This window comes from Variovorax sp. P4_B11 (assembly GCF_056402355.1).
This window is the reverse complement of record NZ_JBFUHO010000008.1, coordinates 123,655-146,051: the sequence shown is the minus strand read 5'-3', so window position 1 is coordinate 146,051 and position 22,397 is coordinate 123,655. Positions and strand designations below refer to the sequence as shown.

The window sequence follows — 22,397 nt, the reverse complement described above, 5'->3', positions numbered from 1 at the left end:
GCATCAGGCCTTCACGGAGTAGGACGGTTCGAGTTCCGGATGCTCCCGGCCATCGGGCCAGACGTACCGGGCTTCGTACGTGCGCCAGTCCGTCGTCTTTGGCACGATCGCCTGGAACGAGCACACAGCCGGTGTTGCTGCCTCGTCCCCAGTACCAATCGCTGGCGCCCCTTCTTCGAAAGCCTTCACTGCGTCGAGCATCTGCTTGCGAAATTCGACAATCGCGAGGTCACTGGCACCAAGTCGGTCGTGCGTGCGATCGGCAATGGGACCCATGGTGACCCACATCGCCACGTCCTGATTCGGAAATCCGCTGATGCCGGTGAAGTTGCCGGCCTTCATGGCGTTTCGGTCCTGCCAGAACTTGTTGGCCAGCGAGCGCAAAGGACGGTAGCTCGCGTCGAGGTCAACGCCGAGCGTCTGACGCAGGAACTTGCGCCAAGTCTCGGTTTCGGGGGTCTGCGCCGCATGACCCCAAGCGATGAAATAGAACGCGGTGTTGGTGTCGTCCATCGGGACATTGATGTTCGCCACGTTGTAGAGGTTGTTCGGCGGAATCAACGCCGTCGCGGGTGCGACGAATACCGTCGACCGCACGTAGTCGTTCGCCGCTGCGTTGGTGAGCGGCCGGCGCAAGGCGGCGTAGCGAAAGCCGTAGCCGGTGCGCTGCACTTGCATGCGGGGCGCCTTGTCAGTAGAGGGACGTAGCCAGGCCGTGGGAGTCGCCTTGGCGCTGTTCACGCGCGCGGGCACCATGTCGGACGAATGGAGGCTTGAACTGTGTGCTGAGTCGATGGCGCCTTCGAGAATCTGCGCCCAGTTGCACGGCAACAGCACCTTTGCGATGCTGACCCGCGTGTCGACGGTGGGTGCCCAGGCTGGCGCCTTGAACTCGGGCATGGTGTCTTTGGGGCCCATGTAGGCCCACACCATTCCTCCCCATTCGGATGTCGGATAGGCGGTGTGCTTGACCTTCTCGGCCATGCCGCTTGAAGCCGGCTCAGAAGACATTTCGAGCACGTTGCCTTCAGCATCCATTTTCCATCCGTGGTACAGGCACCGCAGACCGCCCTCTTCGTTCCGGCCAAAGACCAAGGAGGCGCGGCGATGCGGACAGTATTCATCCATCACCCCGACTCGCCCGTCGGTGTCACGAAACACGACCAGGTCTTCGCCGAAGACGCGCGCTTTGACCGGATCTCCGTCGGGATCGCTGACTTCTTCGATGAGGCACACCGGCACCCAATGGCGTCGCATCAGTTGCCCCATGGGGGCGTCGCCCACCACGCGGCAGAGCAAATCGTTTTCCTGGGGGGTCATCTTGTCAAGGTCCTTTCGTAGTTGTTTCAGGCCGCCGTGTTCTCGGCAGCGCGGCGGCGTCGCAGCACGATCGGCTTGCCCCCGTACTGGCGTTTGCACAGCCAATGCGAGAGAGCCGAGTCGAGGTGCTGCACGTGTGCAGGAAACCAGGCCGCCAGTTCGGTCGCCAGGGTGCGTGCCACTTCACGGTCGCCTCGGACGAGACGCTTCTGCACGCCACGCATCGTCGAAAGCACGGCTTCATGCTCCTTTACGTGGCACTCGCGGGCAGAAAAGGCAGTTGCTGCCATCAACGTGTCTTCTGCCGAGAAGTGCGCTACTGCGTGCTCGAGGAGCGCGTTCAGCGCGGCGGGCAGACTCTCGTCTTCTGCGCGGTGCATGTCGCCAATGAGCTTTGCGAAATCTTCATGCTCTGCGTCGATTGGCCCATGCCCGAGCAAGAGCGAATCAGTCCAGGCAAAAGGTTCGATGGCTAAGGCGTTCATGCTCAAAAGGAGTAGGTCAAGACGGAGAAGAAGCGGAGAAGTAGTTATTAGGCGACTAAGTATTTTAGAAGCGAGGCCAGCCCTTTTCAATGCCGACGCACTAGTGGTTACCCCAAGATAGTTAGCGACCTAAGTATGCTGGCGTTTGGCTGGGAGAGTCCAACACGCCGACCCTCGTGGAATCGGGCCTGACGACGAGAATGGACAGGCCAGAAATCATGTTTCGCCGGCGCATCGCGTCTGACCAGTTCCTCTTGGTCGTGCACGTGCCTTTTTGCATCGCGAGCAGCGAAAGCGCGTACGAGTACGATTCACGCATGGAATCCGTTGATGCCGCCACCTTCGATGAGTCCTACTATGCGCGCTACTATTTCGACAAGAAGACCAAGGTGGCCGACCCGCAGCATGTCGAACGGCTGGGTGCCTTCGTGAGCTCCTACCTGAAGTACCTGCGCGTCCCTGTATGTCGAGTGTTGGACGTCGGCTGTGGAGTTGGACTATGGCGCGACATCGTAGCCCGGCACTTCCCGCAAGCGAGGTATCAAGGCGTAGAGGTCAGCGAGTACCTGTGCGGTCGCTACGGCTGGGAGCGTGGCTCGGTGGTGGACTACCAGGCGCAGGAGCCATTTGACTTCGTCATCTGCCAGGGCGTGCTGGCCTACCTGAGTCCTGTCGACCTGAAGCGTGCCCTGCGCAACCTCGGGACCCTGAGCCATGGCGCGCTCTACTTGGAGGCCGTGACGCTTGAGGACTACGAGAATGGCATCCTGGACGAAGACCTCACCGACCCTCTCCTCTTTCGGCACCGCGCAGCGATGTACCGGCGGGGGCTGTCGAGGAAGTTCCGGGAGCTGGGCGGCGGCGTGTGGCTCAGCCGGCGAGCCGATGTGCCACTCTTCTCGCTGGAATGCGCAGTGGAGTGACCAGTCACTGGAGGGTAGCGGCCGGCCGCTGTCGGCGGCCAAGAGCGGGAATTGGTCGAGGAGCTCAATGCGGCAGAGCGAAGGCAGCTGGTTCCTACTTCAATCGCAAGCGGTGGCCCTCGATGAAGGCACTTTTCAACCGATGAGGTCCATTGCAAGCATGCCCGAGAATCTCGGCATGCCCCACGCCGTCTCCCACTTGCGCGCCGCGCGTCTGGCGCGCAGCGCCAAACCCTTTCTCGCCCGTGGCGGGTTCAAGCGCGAGCGCTGCGCGGACTGCCGGCTGGTACCCAGCCACTGCATGTGTGCCTGGCGCCCGTCGCTGACCACTCGCGCAGGGGTGTGCCTGCTCATGGCCGACATCGAGCCGCTCAAGCCAAGCAACACGGGCTGGTTGGTCGCCGACGTGGTGCCCGATACCTTCGCCTTCGGTTGGACGCGCACCGAAACCGACCCCGCTCTTCTGGCCCTGCTGGGCGACCCGCAGTGGCAACCCTATGTGGTGTTTCCGGGCCAATATGCGGCGCCCGAGCGGGTGGTGCGTACCGTTCAGCCGCCAGACAGCCTGGCTGGTGACGCCGAAAAGCGCCCGCTGTTCATCCTCCTGGACGCGACCTGGTCCGAGGCCCGCAAGATGTTTCGAAGAAGCCCTTATCTGGACCAACTGCCGGTGCTAAGCCTGGAGCCTGACCAGATATCGCAATACAAGCTGCGCCGCTCCGGCCGCGACGACCACTTCTGCACCAGCGAGGTTGCCGCCCTGTGCATGAACCTGGCGGGCGAACGCGTTGCCGAGCAAACTCTGGAGGCCTACCTGGCGGTTTTCACCCATCACTATCTGCAGGCGAAAAACCAACGGCCCATTGCGTGGGAAGGCACTGCGCACCAGCGCTTGCGGGAGGTGTCTCTGCTGCTGCCATCGCGCGCTGCCACAGAGGAAAGACGAGACGAACCTGCAGTGCGACCTGGTAGTCGCGCCGCCGGGAGCGGCCATTTTCAAACTTCCGGCGCCGCCTGAGTAACATGGTCATTGCCTTGTGACCTTCACCACGCAGCCAACAACGGACATTCGAGGAGGCCGCTCATTTTCCCCGGAAGGGAACGGCATGGCATTGGAAGCTGCTGCATCAGCGCTAAGGTGTGCGGTGCGCGCGGCGGTGTCTCAAGTACCTCGCGGCATCCAAAGGAGTTCAGGAGACGTCCATGGCGACCATCGCCCGATGCTATTGCGGCGCCGTGGAGGTTGGTTTCGACCTTCCTCCCCGCGGGACCATTCATTGCCACTGCGGACAATGTCGACGCCTGTCGGGAGCGGCATTTACGACGTGGGTCAGCATGCCCGCACCGGCTGTGTTACGGGTAGGAGCGGATGCCATAGGCACATTCAGTCCGACGATAGACACAGTGCGCCACTTCTGCAGGGTCTGCGGCTCGCACTTGTACACCACGGATGGGCGCTACGCTGGCATTGTCGGCGTGCCCGCAGGCGCCGTCATCGGACCAATGGAACTGGTTCCGACGGGTCACTATTTTGTCGACGACAAGGCATCGTGGTGCGTGATTTCGGATGCGTTGACGCAGTTTGGGGGGCGGTCAGGGTTCGAGCCAGTCGACTTACCGCCGAACCGTTGAAAAGACCGCGTGCGGCTGTTGAGGTGAAGTGGCCGTACGATGACGGGCAATGGCCATATCCGCCTTTATCGTGGACCCCGGCAACATCACTACTGCCGTGCTGGAGAAGGCGCAGCGCGCCTTGGAGCAAACCGCAGCCTTTTCCTTCGAGCTGCGCTCGGTCGGCAGATTTCCGGCGACCGCCTACCTGGGACCTGAACCTTCGGCGCCGTTCGTCGCGCTGACGCGAGCGATGGCCGAAGCCTTCCCCGGCTTTCAGCCGTATGCAGGCGAACAACAGGGCGTTATCCCACACCTCACCGTCGCGCATGGAAGTCCCGCCGAAGCCGACGAGGCAGCCGAGACACTGCGGCTGCGCCTTGACCAAGGTGCCGCGGTGACAGCGCAATGCAATTCCGTCGCCCTGATTGAGAACTCGTCCGGCAGGTGGAGAGACCTGCACGTGTTCCATCTTCCGCTGAGCGCTTTCGCGGCGAATCGTGTGCCGGTATGCTGAGGCGGCACGCGGCTGCGGATTCAACCGGTCGATGCAACACACTGAAGACTGCCGTATGTCATTGAGCCGAGGATGCGCATGAACGTCGCCCCAAGCGTCGCTACGTTCTGGGACGCCTTCTGCGCCGAGTTTGGAGGCGATTGCTCCGCCCGGTTCTTCGAGGCGTTTCACTTCGATGACAACGAACCCAGTGCCAACGCACTTGCGAACCTTGTACTCGCAGGCCTCAAGCGTGCAACTGCCAGCCTTCTGTGGTCGTATGAGAACGCAGGCGGTGCGCCACCAAAGCCCGGCGCCCTCAGTGTTGCCACCTACTGGGATGGTAGGACGGCGTGTGTCATCGAGACCCTGGAGGTCGAGGTCGTGCCATTCGAGCTGGTCAGCGCCGAATTCGCTGCCGGCGAAGGTGAAGGCGATGGGTCGCTGGAGTACTGGCGTCGCGCTCATTGGGCATATTTTGGCCGCGAGTGCGTTCGTATCGGTCGAGAGCCAAGCCAGGTCATGCCGGTCGTCTGTGAGCGCTTCAGCGTCGTTTACAACGCCAGTTCGTGAAAGTGCGGCTGCGGGTCCGCCCTGGGCCTCGACCGGCTACGGAAAGCGTCTTACCCGCGCGACGGAACCGCCGGGGTCGCTGGGGTTGCAGGGATGGCGGGCGTCGCAGGCGCTCCGCGCGCCCCATGAACTGCAGGAGTGGCCGGAGTCGCCGGAATAGCGGGCGTTGCGGCTACTCCGTGGTGCCCATGGTGTCCGTGGTGCCCGTGGGTTCCATGGGTCGCAGGTGTAGCCGGGGTCTCCGCCATCGCCACTCCATGGGTCAGACCATGCGTCGCTGGGGTGGCCGGAGTTGCGGGAGTTGCCGCTCCTCCGTGCCCGACACCGGCCGAAGCACTGCTCGAACCTGCCGCCGCAGCTGCGGCGCTCGCATTGCCTCCGCCGTTTCCGTTGCCAGGACCACCGCCGCCAGCGCCAACACCGCCACCTCCACCGCCTCCACCGCCTCCTCCACCACCGCCACCACCGCCACCGCCACCGCCACCACCGGCGTATGCCATCGGCGCCAAGCTGACGCTCATGAGGATCGCGAGAAAGGTCGCGGCAAAGTGCAGTCGTTTTTGCTTCATTAGTCGTTCCTGTACGTCGTAACTGAATGGGCAAGTCGCCCCTCTGGGATCACGGATCGTCCCATTGTGGGTTCCTGACGAAGCGTCAGAAACGCACAGGGCTTACCAACGCACGAGCCGAAGCGGGCGTGGACTCGCCTCAGGGAAGATCGTTGCAAAACGTCACGACCATCCATCACCGCGCTTCCCGCCGCCAGCGGCTACAGTCGGCCAAGCTTCAAGACAAATCCGCCAACTTTGGGCCGAAGCCGCTTGGCAATTTTCACGCAGGTGTTGGGCGCGCCTTAGGAAGGCAGAATGCGGCCCAAGAGAGGACCCTCGACTCAGGCCCCAGCGTTCTGATCACCGTGCCGACCAGCGCCGGCAAATCGTGGCTAGCCGTTCACGCAAGCCACGCCGGAACCGGAAGATTCTTCTCGCGCAGGAAGGCCGGGTTGTACAGCTTCGACTGGTAGCGTGTGCCGGCGTCGGCCAGGATCGTCACGATCGTGTGGCCCGGCCCGAGCTCACGTGCCAGGCGGATGGCGCCGGCCACGTTGATGCCGCTGGAACCACCCAGGCACAGGCCTTCCTCTCGCAGCAGGTCGAACAGCACCAGCAACGCCTCCTGGTCTTCGATCTGATAGGCGTCGTCCATCGAGGCGCCTTCCAGGTTGCCTGTGATGCGGCTCTGGCCGATGCCTTCGGTGATCGAGCTGCCGGTGCTGCGCAATTCGCCGTGCTTGATGTAGTTGTACATCGCGGCGCCCATCGGATCGGCGGCGGCGATCACGACACCCGGCTTGCGTTCCTTCAGGTACTGGCCGACGCCGGCCAGCGTGCCGCCTGTGCCGATCGAGCAGATGAAGCCGTCGATCCGGCCGTCCGTCTGCTGCCAGATCTCGGGGCCGGTCGAGCGGACGTGGCCATCCCGGTTGGACAGGTTGTCCCACTGGTTCGCATATAGCACGCCATGGGGCTCGCTGTGCGCGAGCTCTGCCGCGAGGCGTTCGGCGACGTGCACGTAGTTGTTCGGATCGCTGTAGGGCACCGCGGGGACCTCGCGCAGCTCGGCGCCGTACAGGCGAAGCGCGTCCTTCTTCTCCTGACTCTGCGTCTGTGGGATCACGATCACCGTGCGGTACCCGCGGGCGTTGCCCACTAGCGCAAGGCCGATGCCGGTATTGCCGGCCGTCCCCTCGACGATTACGCCTCCCGGCTGCAGGTCGCCGCGCGCTTCGGCATCGAGCACGATATAGAGCGCTGCGCGATCCTTGACCGATCCGCCGGGATTCATGAACTCGGCCTTGCCGAGAATCGCGCAGCCGGTCAGCTCGGAGGCCTTGCGCAACCTGATGAGCGGTGTATGGCCCACCGCCTGGATGAAGCTTTCACGCACGTCCATGATGAAGGAGGATAGTCTGCGCGTCAGGGCGTTCCAGGTTCGCGCGGTCCGCATGAGACTACCTGCAGAAAGGTTTTCGGCCGGGCGTCCTGACCAGCCCCGCCACCAGAATGTCCTTGCTCGCATGCACATCGGCATGCTCCGGTGGCCGCAGGCCATGCAGGCGAATACGCTTTGCGTCTTCCCGCTGTCCGCGGCCTGGTGGCCGCAGACGCGGCGGGCAACAATCGGCCAGAACCCGACATTCGACCCATCGACCCAGTGAACGACAAATCCGTCAACTTTGAACCTGCCTCGTCGGAAGACGCCGAGGACCTTGTCGCCCTCCGAATCGTCGCCATGCGCCCAAGCCTTGAGCGGCTCGGCCGCTTTGACCTGCAACGCGCGAGGGACCGATTTTTGGCCAGCTTCACGCCAGCGTATACCCGGCACCTGGTAGTCGGGGCGCGGAGGGTGGGCTTCGTTGTTGTCCGCCCCGAGGCTGGGCATTTGCGTCTTGACCATCTCTACGTGGCCCCCGCGCATCAAGGCCAGGGCATCGGTGCCGCAGCCCTTGCAGTCGTGTTCGCCGAGGCAGATGCGCAAGGGATGTCCGTTCGGGTCGGCGCGTTGCGGGAGAGCGACTCGAATCGCTTCTATGCGCGACATGGTTTTGAGCTGGTCGAAGAGACCGAGTGGGACAACTACTATGTTCGGGCGCCGGCCATTGGGGCGAGGGATGGCGCCTCAAACGGCTGACGAGCGCGCCCGGCCCAAGGCAGAATGCGGCCAAAGCCCGAGAACGGCCAGAACCGGACCTTCCCGACGAGCCTCCAGACGTGCCACACAAACACTCGGATGGATGCCTCGCGTGCGTGAAACAGAATCGCCCGGGACATACTCCGGCGCATGAATCGAAACCTCCTACTTGGCTTGCTCGCTGCAGCTGCTGCGGTCCTGATTGGCAGCGGCTGGCAGTTGGTTTCGCGTTATGGCGTGACCACGACACTGGGGCCGCTGGACTTGGCCCTCATGCGCTACGGCATTCCTGCCTTGTTGCTCGGCCCTCTGCATTTCAGGAAGGGGTTGCTGCCCGCTACATCGCCGCGCTGGGCACCGGTTGTGATGGTTCTCGGCGGAGGCTTGCCGTTTGGCCTTTTGGTACTCGCCGGCGCTCGATGGGCGCCTGCGGCTCACATAGGCGTCGTGCTCGCTGGTAGCGTGCCGCTTTTCACAGTTGTTGCAGCCTGGGCCTTTCGCGGCGAAAAGATTGGCGGCTGGCGCGCGCTCGGCTTGGCATCCATCGCCTGTGGCATGCTTGTTTTTGCCCACGCAAGTTTGGACGATGCGTCGTCGAGTTGGCGTGGTGACGTTCTCTTCGTCATCGCGGCGGTGCTGTGGACCGCCTACTCGCTTTCCTTCAAAGCATGCGGGCTGACGCCGTGGCAGGGCGCCGCCTTCGTCAACGGCTGGTCCACCGTTCTGCTGCTTCCCCCGCTTGTCGCCTATGGTCTGCCTCGGCTCGTGAGCGCGCCTTGGAACGACGTCGCGCTGCAGGCCTTCGGCCAAGGACTGGTCGCAGGCGTGCTGGGCGTCGTGGTCTACACCGCCACCATCGCCAGATTGGGTGCATCCAATGCAGCGTTGACCCTGGCACTAGTACCTGTTGTGACTACTCTCGGCGGGGCCTGGATACTTCACGAACCCATCACGAGGGCAACACTGGTAGCCCTTTCATTTGTCGTTCCGGGAGTTGCCTTGGCAAGTGGGATGGTGGGACGGATGGCCAAGTCGCGGTAAACACGTGCGTGGTGCCAAGACGGGACATGCACTCCATGCAACGAAGCGCGTGTGCACTCACCTGGAATGGGTCAACAATCGGCCATCGCGGACACAGGAGACCCAGGTGCCAGTACCACAAGAGCGAGTCGAATACTTCAAGGATGGTACGGTCCGCGCTCGTGGTCAGATGCTCGACGGCCTGTTGAACGGCTACTGGGAATGGTTCCGCAAGGATGGCGTTCGAATGCGCTCGGGCTACTTCGAGCTTGGAGTGCAAGTAGGAACGTGGACGACCTACGACAAGCATGGTGCGGTGTACAAGGTCACCACGATGAAGCCAACGGGTAAGTGACGGCCAAGAGCCGACATCTGAGGAGCCGATGAAAATCCAAGTCCGACGCGCGACGGAAGACGATGCAACTGACGCTTGCAACGTCATTCGGAGTTCAATCCTGGAGAGCTGTACCGACGACCACCATGGCGATGCCAAGGTGCTCGAAGGATGGCTGCGCAACAAAACGCCTGAGTTCGTGCGTAGGTTCATCCTCGCGTCGAACGCGTTTTCGGTTGTCGCCAGCGTTGACGAGGAAACGGTCGGGTTCGGGTCTGCCTTGGGAACGGGCGAGGTGACGCTTTGCTATGTTGCGCCTTCCGTGCGCTTTACTGGCGTAGGCAAGGCGCTACTTGCCGCTATCGAAGACCACGCGGCTCGAGCGGGAGTCGGGACGCTGCGCCTGGAGAGCACGCGCACAGCACTGACGTTCTACCTCCGCAATGGATTTGTGCCCGAAGGCCCCCCGGTCTTGGCGTTCGGCATCGAGGGCCAACCCATGCGAAAAGAGCTCAGCCTCGCTGAGCAGCGCGAGGAAATTCAGGCCGTCCTAGACGCGGCGATAAAGGACACTGGCGACTACCTCTGGATGCAGGACGGAGGTGTGCGGTGGGGCGGCGGCTTCGAGGACTCGCTGTTTTCGCACCTCGAGCTCCTTCACCCATGGCTAACCCGAGCGTCGTTCAAGAGCCTTGTCGCCTACGGCGGATGGTTATGCTGGCACGAAGGACTGAATGCCTAGACCAGTTCGCTCGAGCGCCGCAGTCGGCCAACACCGGACATCGGCGCAGAGTTCCCAAACAACCGCCATAGCTTCCCAGGACGAGCATGAGCATTCCTTCAAACATCGCAGTGTTCTGGGACGCTTTCTCAGCCGACGTTGGACAGGATTGCTCCGACCGATTCTTCGAGGCATTCCACTTCGATGACAACGAAGCCACCGCCAACGAGCTTGCCGACCTCGTGCTTGCAGGCGTCAAGCGGGCTACCGCCGGTCTCCTCTGGTCATTTGAGGGCGCGGGCGGTTCACCACCAAAGCCCGGCGCCCTCAGTGTCGTTACTTACTGGGATGGAAAGCCTGCCTGTGTCATCGAAACCCTGGAGGTTAAGGTGTTGCCGTTCGCGCAAGTCACCGCTGAATTCGCGGCAGTCGAGGGCGAAGGTGATGGGTCGTTGGAGTACTGGCGCCGGGTGCACTGGGCATACTTTGGCCGCGAGTGCGCGCGTCTGGGCCGAGAACCAAGCCTGACCATGCCTGTGGCGTGCGAGCGCTTCAATGTCATCTACCGAGCCAATGCTTGAACCGAGTTCCTTGCAGCCAAGGGCACAGGCCGACGGGCTTGAACCGGCCATGAGCTGCCGGTCGCGAGTCTGCCAGCTACGACCGCTCCGACTGAGAGCGGACGGTGGCCCTGCTAGGCCTCATTTCCGGCAATAGGCCAAAACATGCGATTCGGCCAGAAACAGGCCCCGTTCGGCATCTTGTGGATGCCCCAAATGGTGGCCTGTGCCTTCGACACAATCACCTTCTCGGGAATCGAGCACGAGAACCACAAATTCGTCCACCAGACGTGGTACTGCCAGAGGTGCGCCGCGCTCGATCGGGATCACTCGCTGCAGCGAAAGCGCCACACCGACTCCCCTCATGGCCACCTGCAGAGCCAAGCCGCGACCGCCGGAATACAAAGTAACGACCGGCACGGGAACTTCCGTTCTAAGGACATTCCACGCTTGAAGCGTTCACATCTTCGACCTAGGCTGCTTCCATGGAACCAACTGAAGATCCTGCGGAAGTCTTTGCAAACTTGGCTGTACTCGCTGGTCTCCTCAAGGCTGGCGAGCCGGTCACGCCGGCTGTGCGGACCTTCGCCGAATGTGTGGTGACTGAGTGCGCCGCGCTCGCCGATGGCTTCGGCACCGAAGACGAGACCGCAGGGGACCGCATCCGGCTCAGCTTACTCACAAAGTAGCGGCCCGGTCTGAGCGTTGCCTACAGCGGTAGGTCTGAAGTTGACCCTGTTGCGCGGACGGTTTGGGACTTGATCTCAAGTCCGATAAAGGCCGTATGTCCGCAGCTCGAGCGGTCGAACCGGAACTGCTGACGGTCTGAGACCGTCGAACGTCGTGTCTTGCCCGCCCGCAGCTGGCCGTGCACCGGCCTCCCGACGATCATCAACGGTCGGCAATGGATCGGCGCCAGGGACATGGCTGCACGCCTGTTGATCTTGATCAATGGGCTGTGGCGGCGGGTCGCGTACACACAAATACATGAAGCGCGTTGTCGTCGATCACTTCGGCGGGCCTGACGTCTTGAAGGTCGTGGAAGACGAAGATCCTCGACCGGGTCCAGGTGAGGTCCGCGCCAGGGTATTGGCCGCCGGGGTGTCGTTCACCGATGCCCAGTTGCGCGCCGGCACCTATCTCGGCGTGCCGAAGCCGCCGTTCACGCCCGGCTACGAGTTCGTCGGCGTCGTCGAAGAGCTCGGCCCAGGCTGCTCCAGGCTCCAGGTGGGAGACCGCATCGCCGCGCTGACGGTATGGGGCGCCTACTCGGAGTGTGTGTGCGTGGCAGAGACGAATGCGGTCGAAGTGCCCGACGATCTCGACCCCGCGCAGGTGGTGAGTCTCGTGTTGACTTACATGACCGCCTACCAACTGCTCCACCACGTGGCGATGGTAAAGCGCGGGGAGTCGGTGCTCGTGCACGGCGCGGCCGGCAGGGTGGGCATGGCCGTCCTGGAACTCGGAGCGCTGGCCGGGCTGCGCCTGTACGGGACCGCTTCAGCGCGCGACGGCGCAGCGGTCGAGCGCTTGGGCGCGGTGGCGATCGACTACCAGAACGAGGACTTCCTGGCCCGCGTGCGCGAGCTTCCAGATCGAGGCGTCGATGTCGCGCTCGACGGTCTCGGTGGTGCGCTGTCGCTTCGCTCTTTTCGAGCGCTGAGGCCGGGTGGAAGGCTTGTCGTGTTCGGCCACTACGCCACGCTGGCTGAGGGGCGCAAGAGTTGGCGAGGCTGGATTGAGTGGTACGCAGCCACCGCGGCCGTCTGGCTCTGGAGCCTCGTCTCGCCCCGCAGGCGGGTCCTCGCCTACCGGATCCAGAAGCTGCGCGACCGCATCCAGGTACTGCCGCTGGGAGTGGGTTCCCGAGCGCTGCCCGTGGGCGGAGGTCCGCGCGATCCGGATGGGTTCCGCGAGGACTTCCTCGCGCTGCTCGAACTGCTTCGACGTGGTGCGATCCGCCCGATCGTCGCCGAGCGTTTGCCGCTCACCGAGGCGCGCCGCGCGCATGAACTGCTGGATCGCACGGCGGCGAAGGGCAAGATCGTGCTTGTGCCATGAGCCACGTCGCGCTGGATGCGCGAGAACCGAGAACCAGTTCTCCACCTGGTTCAGCCAGGACGAGTAGGTGGGCATAAAGTGGATGTGCACGTCGCGATGCTCGGCAAGGAACTCGTCCACGAGCTTTGAGTCTTGAGGCTGCTGACGCTGTCACAAATGACGTGGATCTCGCGACGCTTGGATTGCCGACCTAGACGGCAGAATGCGGCCAGGAGCAGTCCTTCGACCTTGCCCGCGACTTGGTTTGCCTCAGAATAGGGCCGGATTCGTGAAATAGTGCCAACAGTGCGAACCTTCAGCCGACTTGTGATTGACGTCAATCGGAATACCGTGAGGGCTCGGTTTCTCCCTGGGTAGGCATCAAGGACCAACCCCTTAAGGCCCGTTTCGTACGGGCCTTCTTTTGTTCAATCGACAATCGCTCTGGCGCAGGCGCGCCGCCATGACGGCTGGCGGCCAGATCCGGTCGTTCGCAACGGTTGTGCAATTTGCCCAAAAGCCGACGTTTCAGGTAGAAAGCCACGACCCTACGCCGGCTTCCCCGAACCCACGCTGTCGCTCGATTCAGTTACCTTGATGATGCAGAACGAACTGTCGCGCCGCGCAGTACTGCTGAGTTTGGTTGCGTCCAGCTCGCTATGGCCGCCAAAAGTCCTTGCCAGTGCGCACTGTGAACAACCTCCTAGCCTCAACGGCCCGACATTTTCCCCGTCCGGTCCGCGTGCTGAAAAGTTTGGCATCACGCAGGGCTTTCCTGTCTCGGATCCGTCGCTGCGCGGTCAGCCTGGCGAGCCTTTGGACGCGAAGTATCGCGTCGGCGCCTTCAGTCACTTCGACGACCTCAACCGCATCCACACGATCCCACGGGCTGCGGCCCCGTGGTGCTTCGCCTATGCGGTCGCCGATATTCGCTATCGGTACAAGGGTTCGGATTCAACCATCGACGACTATCTCGGGCGGCAGCCCGTGACCGGCTTGCTGATCGCTAAAGATCAAACCATCCTGCAGGAACGCTACCAGTACGGCCGAACCGATCACGATCGCTTGTTCTCAGGTTCGATGGCAAAGAGCATCACTGGGTTGCTGGTCGGCGTCGCCATTTCGGAGAGGGCGATCAGATCGGTTGACGATGTGGTGCAGACCTATGTCCCGGAACTGCAAGGAACTGAGTACGGCAAGACATCACTACGTGACCTGCTGCACATGGCCTCGGGCGTCAAATTCGACGAAGAAGCCGACGACGAGCGCGATCTCAAAAGGCTGTGGGGCGGAATGGTTCTCGGCAACCGCCCTTGGATCGACAATGCGCTCGGCCGCGGAACACCGCAGCGCACCACCATCGACACGATCACCAATTTCAACCAGCGCATTGCGCCAGCAGGGACTGAATTTCACTACTCCAGCATTGAACCGTCAGTGCTTGGCCTTGTCGTGCAACGTGCAACTGGCCGAACCCTGTCCGCCTATTTGCACGAGAAGGTCTGGAGCCGGATAGGCACTGAAGCCGACGGGGCGTGGCTGGTGAACGCGCAGGACGGCGAAGTCGCTTGGACATTTTTCGGTGCGGTTCTGCGGGACTATGCTCGCCTGGGAAGACTGCTCGCGCATGATGGAAAGTGGGAGGGAACTCAGATCATTCCGGCCCAATGGATGATCGAGGCGACGACGACGCGCTCGCCAGATCGCTTTCTCACTCCCGGATTGGCTCGCCCCCAGGCGTATGGCTATGGCTACCTGATGTGGCTGCTCCCCGGTCCGAGGCGCCAATTTGTTCTTCTGGGCGCGTACGGCCAACGCATCTTCGTCGATCCTTCAGCCAAGCTGGTCATGGTGCAGACCGGAGTTGATCGATCGATCGATCAGAGCGATGAACCGGGGCGCCTTTGGGCGTCGGTAGTTGCCAAGTTCAGTGGCTGATGCGTTTTCGCTCAACGGTTGGCGACGCCGCAGGGGATTTGTGGGTCTGCTTCGGAGAGAACTCGAGCGCCGTCCTGGCGGCACCAGCAAAAGCAGGGCAGGGCGCTTCGGTCAGTGACGAGGCATTGAAGCGCGTGCACACCGACCAATTGCCAGACCACAATGGGCAGACAGCCGCCTCCAGCCATTACCAGCCATTCAATGTGAATGCCAGAAAGCAGCCGCACGACGCCGCTCTCGACCCTGAGCAGACGGTGATGAAAAGCAAAGGCAGTCGTTTACGCCGATCTCACCAGCCACACCGACAGTGACCGCAGCGCCCCTCGGGCGCCGAGCGCACGCGGGATCGACCTGCGCGCGCCGACGGTTGAAGACAGTGTCGAAGGCCTACTGGAAGCTCTCGCCGACGCCTGAGATGGGAGTTGTGAAAGACAATGGCCACGGTGTTGTGGCGTAGCGCTGGCTACTGTCGACGAATACTTCCGCCCGAGAGCCGGGAGCGAGACAATCGCGGCTTCGCTATCCTAAGGAGCTCTCATGATGAGATCCGACGACGCCGGCAAACTCGTGCTTCGCCTTGGCCTTGGCCTCATCGTCCTTGTGCATGGAATCAGCAAGCTGAGCGGAGGCGTCGGCTTCATCTCGGGCCTGCTCGCATTGCACGGACTGCCGCCCGCGATTGCCTATCTGGTCTACGTCGGCGAGATCGTGGCGCCGCTACTGCTTATCGTTGGCCTCTATTCGCGACCGGCGGCCTGGATCGTCGTGATCAACATGATCGCGGCGATTGGCCTAGTTCGTTATAAGGACATGTTCGTTATCAGCAAGACCGGGGGCTGGGCGATGGAACTGGAAGGCCTGCTCCTGATCTCGGCGGTAGCAGTGGCCTTGCTCGGCGCCGGCCGCTTCAGCCTGGGCGGGAGCGGCAATAAACTCAACTGAGCGGATGCTGCCGACGGTATCCGCAATATCGAGGGCTACGGACGTACTCAGGCGAGGTGCTTGTTGCCCCAGTCGCGCATTGCCTTGACGATCGGGCCGAGACTACGGCCCTTGTCAGTCAACACATATTCGAGCCGCGGCGGCCGCTCGTTGTAGAGCTGCCGTTGTATCAGGCCGTTGTCTTCCATCGCTTTCAGGCGAGCTGACAGCGTGTTCGGCGCGACGCCCGGCAGCGACGCCTGGAAATCCTGAAAGCGCCGCGGCCCTTGCTGCAGCAGGTCGCGCAGCAGCAATACGGTCCAGCGCTCGCCGATCAGGTCGAGCGTGCGGGCAACCGGGCAGTCGTCTATACCGTAGGTCTTCGCCATGCGGGGAGCATAGCGGATTTGACTTCCATTCAGCAAGTGACTACAGTTTCAATACTGACTATCTATTGAAAAGTAACACTCAACGAAGAGGAGCTTGCCGTGCAACGCATCCGCCCCTTGCTGGCCGCCATCGTGGTCGGCTTGGCCGCACTGCTGGCGCTGGCCTTCGTCGGCCAGGCCGCTGGCCGCGCCGAGGTCTCCAACATCGCTTACCTGCCCGAACTCGCCTACCTCAAGCAGGTCAACGCGTGGCGCACGCCGTCTGACCCGCAGCTTGTCTTCTTGTTGATGGGCCAGTTCGCCAACGCAAACCAACACGCCGAAGGCGCGGCTTACCTCGAAACACTGCGACAGCGCTTCGACGCCCAGCTGAACGATACCCAGCGCGCGCTCTACTTGACGGCGATCGCCTCGCTTCGCGCCGGGCACGCACACGACGTGTTCCTGCTTCGTCGCTACGGCTGGGTGCGCGACACGGTGGCGATGCTGGACGAGGCAAAGCGCCTCACCGGCGGCAACGTGTATGTCGTGCGGTGGATGTCGGGCATCGTGCGATCAAAGCTACCTGCCTTCTTCGGCGAACGCGACACCGCCCTCACCGATCTGCAGTGGTGCCTCGCCCATGCCGACAAGGCGCCGCACGCCGGCTGGTTGCGCGAGGTGCGCTTCCAACTCGCGGCGATCCAAGGTGCGCGCGGCGAGGCAGCCGACGTGCAGCGAGCCCCGGTGAAAGGCAACGGCGCCGTCGGTGCCATGCCGGTATTGTTCACGACCCCGTTCTCAGGCGATTCTGATAGCGGCCATCAGTTCTCGCCGCGCGTCATACGCGAGGTGGTGCCAGGCACCGTTTACCTGCTTTCGGGGTTCGAGTTCACCGAGTATTACTTCATCGTCTCGGCCGACCGCAAGGAGCTGATCTCCATCGACGCCGGCACTCGGCCAGACACGGCGCGCGAGGCGCTCGAAGCGCTGCGCGCGAAGGTGCCGGCGCTGCCGCCGCTCACCACGGTGTTCGTCACGCACGCGCACTGGGATCACGTGGGTGGTCAGCGCTACTTTCGGCAACTGAACCCCGTAGTGCGCTTCGTCGGCCGCGCCAACTATGCCGACGAGCTGGCCCACGACTCGATCGGGGACCCCGCGACATTGCAGCGCTTCTTCGGGCGGGGCTTTCGCTTGGAGGATGTGCTCGCCTACAAGCCCGACGTGGCGATCGACAAGCCCACTGACATGACGGTCGGCGGCACGCGCTTTTCGCTATTGCCGGCGCGCGGCGGCGAGACCGACGATGCCATGCTGATCCACATGCCGGTGCACGGTGTCCTGTTCGTAGGCGACATCTTGATGCCTTACCTTGGCGCGCCCTTTGTCAACGAAGGCGGCGTCGACGGCTTGCTCGCCGGCATCGACCAGGTGACGGCGCTGAAACCGCGCCTCCTGCTGCATGGGCATGAGCCGCTGACGCGTCTCTTCGATTCGACGCGCATGCTCGCCGAGCTGCGCCCGCAGCTTGGCTGGCTACGCGACCAAGTCGTGCGCGAAATGGCTCGCGGCACGCCTCGCGCCACGCTGCAGCAGAGGAACCTCATCGCGCCGACGCTCGAGCATGCGTCATCATCGGTGCATTTGGCCTACTTGGTGCTGCGCGAGAACCTCATCAACCGGGTATTCGATCAAAGCAGCGGCTACTGGCAGAACGGCCTGCAGGGGCTCGACGTGCTCGCAGACGCCGACCACGGCGCGGCGCTGATCGACTATCTCGGGCTCGGTGAATCGCAGATCGTCGCCGCGAGCGAGAAGATGATGGCCGATGGCCGCCACGAACTCGCCGCGCAGACGCTGCGCTGGGCGCTGGCGCGACAGCCCTCGAGCGAGTCGCTGCGTGCGCAATACCGGCTGGCGAACCTAAAGCTGATGGAGAAGTACCAGGAGTTCAACCCGTTCAAGTTCATCCTCTACGGCGGCCAGATCGACCAGTCGACCCCGCAGATGGCGCTCGATGCGCCGGCGCCAACCCGCTGAATCGCGGGCCGCGCGAAGCCACAGCGGTGGCCTGCGTTTGCGACAGGCTCAGTTGTCCTTTCGGATGCACTGGCCAATGCCGCCTTTTGGGCGCCGAATTTCGACGACTGAGCGACTCATAAGGGCCCGAAGCTCGACGACCGCGACCGGCTACAGTCGGGCCATGAGCAGACATCCGGGGCTGCAGCTCAATCTTGCAAGCTGGTGACGAAAAACGCCTCGGGCGATGGCGCAGCTGCAGGACCTAGCCGGCCCCAAGCGTGAAGGCAGCAAGCTCCCAGTCTCCAGTCTTCTCGTCGCACCGGAGGACGTATAGATGCCCGTCATCTGCGTCGACTCTGAACCAGCGCTGTGCTTGCCCAAACCAACGGTCAACGATGCCGCGCACGGCAAGTCGGCGCTCGCCGAGCCAGAAAGCGAATGGTTCCGGCTCACCACGATAGCCGACGCAGCACTCCACACGAATGGTCATGGCTGGACTTGGCAGTTGCCCTTGCGCCTGTTGCGGGCCGAAGCCAAGCACTCAGCGCAAGTGCGAGGTTGGCACGGCCAAAGTTTCCGGCTTCTTAGTCATCCTGGACTGCGTTGCGAAACTCGCCCCTTGCGACCTCTGCAGGGTCGCGCTCGTTCCTTGCAGGCCAGAGCCCAAAACCCCAGTCCAGCATGTCGTTGTACACCGCGCGCCCTTCCGTAAGACGCAGCATCTCAGCGGCGAATTTCTCAGCCCACTCAACCATCGCTCCCTCTCCCACAATTCAGCGAGGATGATGCACAAGTGCGCCCTGCGCTGCGCGCGCGAGGTTATTCAGGTTATTGGGGTTATTCACGCCCTGGCATTTCTGTGCCTGACTCGCTACGTAAAGCACGGGGGGCAGGACTACCGCAAGGGGCCACTTTCAGGAAGGTCAACGTGCGCCACTACTGGTGGTTCAGTCTTGGGCGTAGAACCGAATTCGTGAAGGCGTGCGGCACGCTGCGGTGGTGAAGCGGCTTGTACGCATAGGAGACGTCGAAATCCCGTTCGATGAGCGCGGTGACGAGTTGCTTCGCAATGTCGGGCCGCCCGCGCAAGCGGTAGCCGAACAACTCGTCCTCGTTCCACACATTGGCCTTGCCCTTCATCGTTGACGAAGTCTTTGTCTCCGCCCAGGGCCGCAGGTCCAAAATTCTCATAGGCGAGGATCGCGAACGGCGGAATCAGGTCTTCGTGGAAGTTCTCGTATTGGTCGTCACCCCAAATGACGACCACATCCGGCTTGAGCTGTCGGCTGCGGATTCAACCGGTCGTACAGCGGACGCCGAAACTGCCCGGAAGCGGCCGTTGGATGCGATGCCCCGACCCGGCCAACTTTGAAAAAGCGAGCGGCCAAGTGTCGAACCTTGCCGCACCCGTCAGAGCAGTCGTCGACGGGCGTAGCGGACCACCGTCACGCCCGGCTTGGCCTGGCGCGTCGAAGGCATGACGAGCACGCAGTCGTCATACGGCGTGACCACGGGCTCGCCGTCATTCCAGCCGATCACGGTGCCCGCGCGTTCGATCACTTCCAGCCCGGTGAAGGGATGCGCAAAGCGAAATGCCGCGCTGCGCGCCACCACCGGCCCGGTCACGTCGAGGGCCCATTGGCGTGGCGCGTCAGGCTGCAACCAGCCGGGCAGCCATTGCGCGATGGCGGCATCGTCCAGCGTGCCGGCCGCGCGCAGGAAGCGCGCGCACTGGTCCTGCGCCACGGTGCGACTGGCCGGATCGCCATGGAAGCCGCACTCGACAAGCAGCGCACAGGCGTCGCTCTCGGCATCGGGCGCGCCGAAGCGGCCGAAGTCGCGCATGCGCACGCCGTCCTTGTGGCCCGCATCGATGACCACATGCTCGGGGCTGCGCATCTGCTGCGCCAACCGCAGGTTGCGCGGCTGGATGCCGGTGAGCGACAGCGGCGCGGAGGGCTCATGCATCGAATGCAGGTCCAGCAGCCAATCTGCCTGTGCCACGTGCACCTGCAGTTGCGCGGCGCGCCGCCGCTCCCGTGTATCGCCGGCCTCGATGCGTTCGGGCGACCATTGGCGGTTGAGGTCCTCGTCGACAAAGCGCGAGGCATCGTGGTTGGCCGGATCGAAGCGGTCGAAGGCCTCCAGGTTGCAGAACGCCAGCGTGACGCGGCCGCGCTGCGGGCGCACCCCGGCGTCCAGCAGCCCCTTGAGCGCCCATGCGCCGCACAGTTCGTTGCCGTGCACGAGCGCGCTGATCATCACGTGCCGACCGGGCTGGTCGGCCTCGAAGCGCCAGACGCCTTCGACGCCGGTGTTGCCGGCACGCCAGGCGCTGATGTCGGGGGCGGGGAGTTGAAACGACAACACGGGCACGCTCATTCCTTGATGTTGGCGAACTTGACGATGTTCTTGTACTTGGCGGTTTCGGCGACGAGAAACTGGTTCACGTCCACCGCCGAAGCCGGCACGGTCGAACTGGTGGCTTCCATCTTCTTGCGAAAGTCGGGGGACTGCAGGGTCTCGTTCAGCGCGGTCTTCAGCCGGGCCTGCACCGGCTCCGGCAACTTGGCCGGCCCCATCAGCACGAACCAGACACCGATGTCCAGGTCCTTCAGGCTCGGGCTTTCGCTGAGTGCGGGCAGATCGGGCGTGATGGCCGAACGCCTGGCCTCGGTGGTGCCCAGCGCCACCAGCTTGCCGCTGCGGATATGGGGCAAGGCGCTGGAGAGCACGAACACGCCGAAATCGATGTTGCCGCCCAGCAGGTCGCTGGTCAGCGGCGCCACGCCACGATAGGGCACGTGGGTCATGAAGACGCCGCCCTGTTGCTTGACCATCTCGCCGGCCAGGTTCAGCGAGGTTCCCACGCCGGAACTGCCGTAGCTGTACTTTCCGGGGTTCTTCTTCAGCAGGGCGAGGAACTCGCCGGTGTTCTTCACGCCTGCCGCCGGGGCCGCCACCAGCACCAGCGGCTGGGAGGCGATCAGGCCGATGGGGGTGAAGTCCTTGGCTTCGTACCGGACGTTGGCGTTGATCAGCTTGTTGATGGCCACTTCGTTGTTGGCCCCCACCAGGAGCGTGTAGCCATCAGGCGCTGCATTGGCGACCTTTTGCGCGCCGATCGCGCCGCCGGCGCCCCCGACGTTGTCGATGATCACCGGCACGCCGAGCCGATGGGACAGCTCGACGCCCAGCGCGCGTCCGGTCAGGTCGGTCGAGCCGCCCGGCGGATATGCCACCACGAGGGTGATGGCCTTGCTGGGGTAGGCCGCGACCTGCGCAGAGGCCGGACCGGCTGCCGTCCAGGCAAGGCCGCACGTGGCCACGGCAAGATAAAAGGAGAAAGTGCGGGGCAGACGCATGGTGGCCTCAAGGTTGGGTGAACCCGAGGATTTTGCGCGGACCCTCGTTCCTTCCTGGTGCCATCACGGCACGATCCAGTGCTATTCGTGCAACGGATCAGCGCAACGCAATGGCGCGCCACATGTCCTCGGCCAGCGGGCCCAGACGGCGCTTGGGGCGGTACAGGCGAACCTCGAAGCGCACTTCCATGCGACGTCCTCCCGGCAGGACCAGGCGGCCGGACTTGCAGTCGCCTTGCACCATGGACCAGGGCAGCCACGCCACGCCCAGACCCCGGAGCACATATTCGTACAGCGCATCCGCCGAATCGCATTCGATGCAACGCCGAAGGCGCGGCGCCTGCGGGTTGTTCGCGAGATGGTCTTCCACCAGGCGGCCCATCGCCAGCGTCCGGGCATAGGCCAGGAAAGGCACCTCGTCGGCGCCGTCAAAGGCGTGCATCGCGCCGCCCTGTGCATCGGCGCGCGACACCGGCACCAGCTTGTCGGATGCCACCGTCACATGGGTGAACTGCCGGGCATCGAGTCGGAAGGTGAGGGCCGAATGATGAAAGATCAGCGAGAAGTCCACCTCGTTGTTCTCCAGCATCCGGACCGTCCCTGCCAGCGCAGTGGTCAGGATGCGGACTTCACCGTGGCGCAGCACGGGCTGCGCCCGCACCAGCCAGTCGGCCATGACCGTGCGCGCCAAGGTACGGCCGGTGGCCACCGTCACCGTGCGGGCCTGTCGGCCGGCCACGTTCTGCATCTCTTCGCGCGAACCTTCGACACTGCGCACCGTCTGGCTGGCGTTTTCGAGGAAGCTCTCGCCCGCTGCCGTCAGTGCGACCGGGCTGCTGCCGCGCTCCACCAGTGCCGTGCCGGCCCACGACTCCAGCGCGCGGATGCGGCGACCGAAGGCGGGGTGCGTGACGTGTCGAAGCTCGGCGGCGCGGGTGAAGCTGCGCGTCTGCGCCAGCGCGATGAAGTCTTCCATCCATTTGAATTGCATGGGGGCGCTGTGGTC

26 protein-coding genes are annotated in these 22,397 nt (G+C 63.4%); 16 read left to right on the top strand and 10 right to left on the bottom strand.

Annotated features, from left to right (window positions below; all coding sequences use genetic code 11):
- Window positions 1–3: 3 nt before the first annotated feature.
- Window positions 4–1,320, bottom strand: a complete 1,317-nt coding sequence (locus tag AC1DYD_RS11005) for a Rieske 2Fe-2S domain-containing protein (protein ID WP_478172762.1) — start codon at window positions 1,318–1,320, stop codon at window positions 4–6.
- Between the two features lie 26 nt (window positions 1,321–1,346).
- Window positions 1,347–1,805, bottom strand: a complete 459-nt coding sequence (locus AC1DYD_RS11000) for a bacteriohemerythrin (protein WP_478172814.1) — start codon at window positions 1,803–1,805, stop codon at window positions 1,347–1,349.
- A gap of 317 nt (window positions 1,806–2,122) precedes the next feature.
- Here AC1DYD_RS11000 and AC1DYD_RS10995 point away from each other — a divergent pair, with 317 nt between their 5' ends.
- From AC1DYD_RS10995 to AC1DYD_RS10975, 5 genes are all read left to right on the top strand, one after another.
- Window positions 2,123–2,728, top strand: a complete 606-nt coding sequence (locus tag AC1DYD_RS10995) for a methyltransferase (protein WP_478172813.1) — start codon at window positions 2,123–2,125, stop codon at window positions 2,726–2,728.
- Between the two features lie 178 nt (window positions 2,729–2,906).
- Window positions 2,907–3,746, top strand: a complete 840-nt coding sequence (locus AC1DYD_RS10990; protein WP_478172812.1) for a tRNA-uridine aminocarboxypropyltransferase — start codon at window positions 2,907–2,909, stop codon at window positions 3,744–3,746.
- A 185-nt stretch (window positions 3,747–3,931) separates the two neighbouring features.
- Window positions 3,932–4,360 carry a GFA family protein gene (locus AC1DYD_RS10985; RefSeq protein WP_478172761.1) on the top strand — a complete coding sequence of 143 codons (429 nt, stop codon included), beginning with the start codon at window positions 3,932–3,934 and terminating at the stop codon, window positions 4,358–4,360.
- A gap of 49 nt (window positions 4,361–4,409) precedes the next feature.
- The gene (locus AC1DYD_RS10980; RefSeq protein WP_478172760.1) at window positions 4,410–4,856 is read left to right on the top strand and encodes a 2'-5' RNA ligase family protein; all 447 of its coding nucleotides are present in this window, start codon (window positions 4,410–4,412) and stop codon (window positions 4,854–4,856) included.
- A 72-nt stretch (window positions 4,857–4,928) separates the two neighbouring features.
- The gene (locus AC1DYD_RS10975; RefSeq protein ID WP_478172759.1) at window positions 4,929–5,408 is read left to right on the top strand and encodes an ASCH domain-containing protein; all 480 of its coding nucleotides are present in this window, start codon (window positions 4,929–4,931) and stop codon (window positions 5,406–5,408) included.
- Between the two features lie 262 nt (window positions 5,409–5,670).
- On the opposite strand, the gene AC1DYD_RS10970 is transcribed toward AC1DYD_RS10975, so the two are convergent.
- Both AC1DYD_RS10970 and AC1DYD_RS10965 read right to left on the bottom strand, forming a co-directional pair.
- On the bottom strand, window positions 5,671–5,895 hold the full coding sequence (locus tag AC1DYD_RS10970) for a hypothetical protein (protein WP_478172758.1): 225 nt from the start codon (window positions 5,893–5,895) through the stop codon (window positions 5,671–5,673).
- 464 nt (window positions 5,896–6,359) lie between these two features.
- Window positions 6,360–7,361: a cysteine synthase A gene (locus AC1DYD_RS10965; RefSeq protein ID WP_478172811.1), complete on the bottom strand. Its 1,002-nt coding sequence runs from the start codon at window positions 7,359–7,361 to the stop codon at window positions 6,360–6,362.
- A gap of 261 nt (window positions 7,362–7,622) precedes the next feature.
- Here AC1DYD_RS10965 and AC1DYD_RS10960 point away from each other — a divergent pair, with 261 nt between their 5' ends.
- The 5 genes from AC1DYD_RS10960 to AC1DYD_RS10940 all read left to right on the top strand — a co-directional run bounded on the left by AC1DYD_RS10960 (window position 7,623) and on the right by AC1DYD_RS10940 (window position 10,755).
- Window positions 7,623–8,099, top strand: coding sequence for a GNAT family N-acetyltransferase (locus AC1DYD_RS10960; protein WP_478172757.1), 477 nt, complete (start codon window positions 7,623–7,625; stop codon window positions 8,097–8,099).
- Window positions 8,100–8,249: 150 nt separating this feature from the next.
- A complete protein-coding gene (locus AC1DYD_RS10955) occupies window positions 8,250–9,140 on the top strand; it encodes a DMT family transporter (protein WP_478172756.1) in 891 nt (296 codons plus the stop codon).
- 106 nt (window positions 9,141–9,246) lie between these two features.
- On the top strand, window positions 9,247–9,474 hold the full coding sequence (locus tag AC1DYD_RS10950; protein WP_478172755.1) for a toxin-antitoxin system YwqK family antitoxin: 228 nt from the start codon (window positions 9,247–9,249) through the stop codon (window positions 9,472–9,474).
- A 28-nt stretch (window positions 9,475–9,502) separates the two neighbouring features.
- Window positions 9,503–10,195: a GNAT family N-acetyltransferase gene (locus AC1DYD_RS10945; protein WP_478172754.1), complete on the top strand. Its 693-nt coding sequence runs from the start codon at window positions 9,503–9,505 to the stop codon at window positions 10,193–10,195.
- 86 nt (window positions 10,196–10,281) lie between these two features.
- Complete coding sequence (locus AC1DYD_RS10940; RefSeq protein ID WP_478172753.1) at window positions 10,282–10,755, top strand: ASCH domain-containing protein; 474 nt, start codon at window positions 10,282–10,284, stop codon at window positions 10,753–10,755.
- Window positions 10,756–10,875: 120 nt separating this feature from the next.
- Here the strand turns inward: AC1DYD_RS10940 and AC1DYD_RS10935 are convergent, their stop codons facing one another.
- Complete coding sequence (locus tag AC1DYD_RS10935) at window positions 10,876–11,154, bottom strand: hypothetical protein (RefSeq protein WP_478172752.1); 279 nt, start codon at window positions 11,152–11,154, stop codon at window positions 10,876–10,878.
- A gap of 65 nt (window positions 11,155–11,219) precedes the next feature.
- Between AC1DYD_RS10935 and AC1DYD_RS10930 the strand changes: the two genes are divergently transcribed.
- From AC1DYD_RS10930 to AC1DYD_RS10910, 5 genes are all read left to right on the top strand, one after another.
- Window positions 11,220–11,423 carry a hypothetical protein gene (locus AC1DYD_RS10930; RefSeq protein ID WP_478172751.1) on the top strand — a complete coding sequence of 68 codons (204 nt, stop codon included), beginning with the start codon at window positions 11,220–11,222 and terminating at the stop codon, window positions 11,421–11,423.
- 298 nt (window positions 11,424–11,721) lie between these two features.
- Window positions 11,722–12,795: a medium chain dehydrogenase/reductase family protein gene (locus AC1DYD_RS10925; RefSeq protein WP_478172750.1), complete on the top strand. Its 1,074-nt coding sequence runs from the start codon at window positions 11,722–11,724 to the stop codon at window positions 12,793–12,795.
- A gap of 576 nt (window positions 12,796–13,371) precedes the next feature.
- Entirely contained in the window at window positions 13,372–14,712 is a 1,341-nt protein-coding gene (locus tag AC1DYD_RS10920; RefSeq protein ID WP_478172810.1) for a serine hydrolase domain-containing protein, read from the top strand.
- Window positions 14,712–15,023, top strand: a complete 312-nt coding sequence (locus AC1DYD_RS10915) for a hypothetical protein (protein ID WP_478172749.1) — start codon at window positions 14,712–14,714, stop codon at window positions 15,021–15,023. Before AC1DYD_RS10920 ends, AC1DYD_RS10915 begins: the two co-directional genes overlap by 1 nt.
- 226 nt (window positions 15,024–15,249) lie before the next feature.
- On the top strand, window positions 15,250–15,654 hold the full coding sequence (locus AC1DYD_RS10910) for a DoxX family protein (protein ID WP_478172748.1): 405 nt from the start codon (window positions 15,250–15,252) through the stop codon (window positions 15,652–15,654).
- A 47-nt stretch (window positions 15,655–15,701) separates the two neighbouring features.
- Here the strand turns inward: AC1DYD_RS10910 and AC1DYD_RS10905 are convergent, their stop codons facing one another.
- Window positions 15,702–16,022 carry a winged helix-turn-helix transcriptional regulator gene (locus tag AC1DYD_RS10905; RefSeq protein ID WP_478172747.1) on the bottom strand — a complete coding sequence of 107 codons (321 nt, stop codon included), beginning with the start codon at window positions 16,020–16,022 and terminating at the stop codon, window positions 15,702–15,704.
- Window positions 16,023–16,121: 99 nt separating this feature from the next.
- Here AC1DYD_RS10905 and AC1DYD_RS10900 point away from each other — a divergent pair, with 99 nt between their 5' ends.
- Window positions 16,122–18,044, top strand: a complete 1,923-nt coding sequence (locus tag AC1DYD_RS10900) for an MBL fold metallo-hydrolase (RefSeq protein WP_478172746.1) — start codon at window positions 16,122–16,124, stop codon at window positions 18,042–18,044.
- 918 nt (window positions 18,045–18,962) lie between these two features.
- On the opposite strand, the gene AC1DYD_RS10895 is transcribed toward AC1DYD_RS10900, so the two are convergent.
- The 4 genes from AC1DYD_RS10895 to AC1DYD_RS10880 form a co-directional block, all read right to left on the bottom strand.
- The gene (locus tag AC1DYD_RS10895) at window positions 18,963–19,166 is read right to left on the bottom strand and encodes a hypothetical protein (RefSeq protein WP_478172745.1); all 204 of its coding nucleotides are present in this window, start codon (window positions 19,164–19,166) and stop codon (window positions 18,963–18,965) included.
- Window positions 19,167–19,436: 270 nt separating this feature from the next.
- Window positions 19,437–20,408 (bottom strand): M14 family metallopeptidase, encoded by a 972-nt coding sequence (locus AC1DYD_RS10890; protein WP_478172744.1) that lies wholly within the window; start codon window positions 20,406–20,408, stop codon window positions 19,437–19,439.
- Window positions 20,405–21,391, bottom strand: a complete 987-nt coding sequence (locus AC1DYD_RS10885; protein WP_478172743.1) for a Bug family tripartite tricarboxylate transporter substrate binding protein — start codon at window positions 21,389–21,391, stop codon at window positions 20,405–20,407. The genes AC1DYD_RS10890 and AC1DYD_RS10885 overlap by 4 nt, the downstream gene beginning before the upstream one ends.
- A gap of 97 nt (window positions 21,392–21,488) precedes the next feature.
- Complete coding sequence (locus tag AC1DYD_RS10880) at window positions 21,489–22,382, bottom strand: LysR family transcriptional regulator (RefSeq protein WP_478172742.1); 894 nt, start codon at window positions 22,380–22,382, stop codon at window positions 21,489–21,491.
- Window positions 22,383–22,397 lie beyond the last annotated feature (15 nt).

Excerpts from the sequence above, each read along its gene's own strand:
- AC1DYD_RS10910 (WP_478172748.1), top strand. The coding sequence starts at position 15,250 with ATGATGAGATCCGACGACGCCGGCAAACTCGTGCTTCGCCTTGGCCTT.
- AC1DYD_RS11000 (WP_478172814.1), bottom strand. The coding sequence starts at position 1,805 with ATGAACGCCTTAGCCATCGAACCTTTTGCCTGGACTGATTCGCTCTTG.
- AC1DYD_RS10890 (WP_478172744.1), bottom strand. The coding sequence starts at position 20,408 with ATGAGCGTGCCCGTGTTGTCGTTTCAACTCCCCGCCCCCGACATCAGC.
- AC1DYD_RS10930 (WP_478172751.1), top strand. The coding sequence starts at position 11,220 with ATGGAACCAACTGAAGATCCTGCGGAAGTCTTTGCAAACTTGGCTGTA.
- AC1DYD_RS10885 (WP_478172743.1), bottom strand. The coding sequence starts at position 21,391 with ATGCGTCTGCCCCGCACTTTCTCCTTTTATCTTGCCGTGGCCACGTGC.
- AC1DYD_RS10975 (WP_478172759.1), top strand. The coding sequence starts at position 4,929 with ATGCGCATGAACGTCGCCCCAAGCGTCGCTACGTTCTGGGACGCCTTC.
- AC1DYD_RS11005 (WP_478172762.1), bottom strand. The coding sequence starts at position 1,320 with ATGACCCCCCAGGAAAACGATTTGCTCTGCCGCGTGGTGGGCGACGCC.
- AC1DYD_RS10925 (WP_478172750.1), top strand. The coding sequence starts at position 11,722 with ATGAAGCGCGTTGTCGTCGATCACTTCGGCGGGCCTGACGTCTTGAAG.
- AC1DYD_RS10980 (WP_478172760.1), top strand. The coding sequence starts at position 4,410 with ATGGCCATATCCGCCTTTATCGTGGACCCCGGCAACATCACTACTGCC.
- AC1DYD_RS10880 (WP_478172742.1), bottom strand. The coding sequence starts at position 22,382 with ATGCAATTCAAATGGATGGAAGACTTCATCGCGCTGGCGCAGACGCGC.
- AC1DYD_RS10920 (WP_478172810.1), top strand. The coding sequence starts at position 13,372 with ATGATGCAGAACGAACTGTCGCGCCGCGCAGTACTGCTGAGTTTGGTT.
- AC1DYD_RS10915 (WP_478172749.1), top strand. The coding sequence starts at position 14,712 with ATGCGTTTTCGCTCAACGGTTGGCGACGCCGCAGGGGATTTGTGGGTC.
- AC1DYD_RS10995 (WP_478172813.1), top strand. The coding sequence starts at position 2,123 with ATGGAATCCGTTGATGCCGCCACCTTCGATGAGTCCTACTATGCGCGC.
- AC1DYD_RS10990 (WP_478172812.1), top strand. The coding sequence starts at position 2,907 with ATGCCCCACGCCGTCTCCCACTTGCGCGCCGCGCGTCTGGCGCGCAGC.
- AC1DYD_RS10955 (WP_478172756.1), top strand. The coding sequence starts at position 8,250 with ATGAATCGAAACCTCCTACTTGGCTTGCTCGCTGCAGCTGCTGCGGTC.
- AC1DYD_RS10905 (WP_478172747.1), bottom strand. The coding sequence starts at position 16,022 with ATGGCGAAGACCTACGGTATAGACGACTGCCCGGTTGCCCGCACGCTC.
- AC1DYD_RS10985 (WP_478172761.1), top strand. The coding sequence starts at position 3,932 with ATGGCGACCATCGCCCGATGCTATTGCGGCGCCGTGGAGGTTGGTTTC.
- AC1DYD_RS10895 (WP_478172745.1), bottom strand. The coding sequence starts at position 19,166 with ATGAAGGGCAAGGCCAATGTGTGGAACGAGGACGAGTTGTTCGGCTAC.
- AC1DYD_RS10940 (WP_478172753.1), top strand. The coding sequence starts at position 10,282 with ATGAGCATTCCTTCAAACATCGCAGTGTTCTGGGACGCTTTCTCAGCC.
- AC1DYD_RS10945 (WP_478172754.1), top strand. The coding sequence starts at position 9,503 with ATGAAAATCCAAGTCCGACGCGCGACGGAAGACGATGCAACTGACGCT.
- AC1DYD_RS10965 (WP_478172811.1), bottom strand. The coding sequence starts at position 7,361 with ATGGACGTGCGTGAAAGCTTCATCCAGGCGGTGGGCCATACACCGCTC.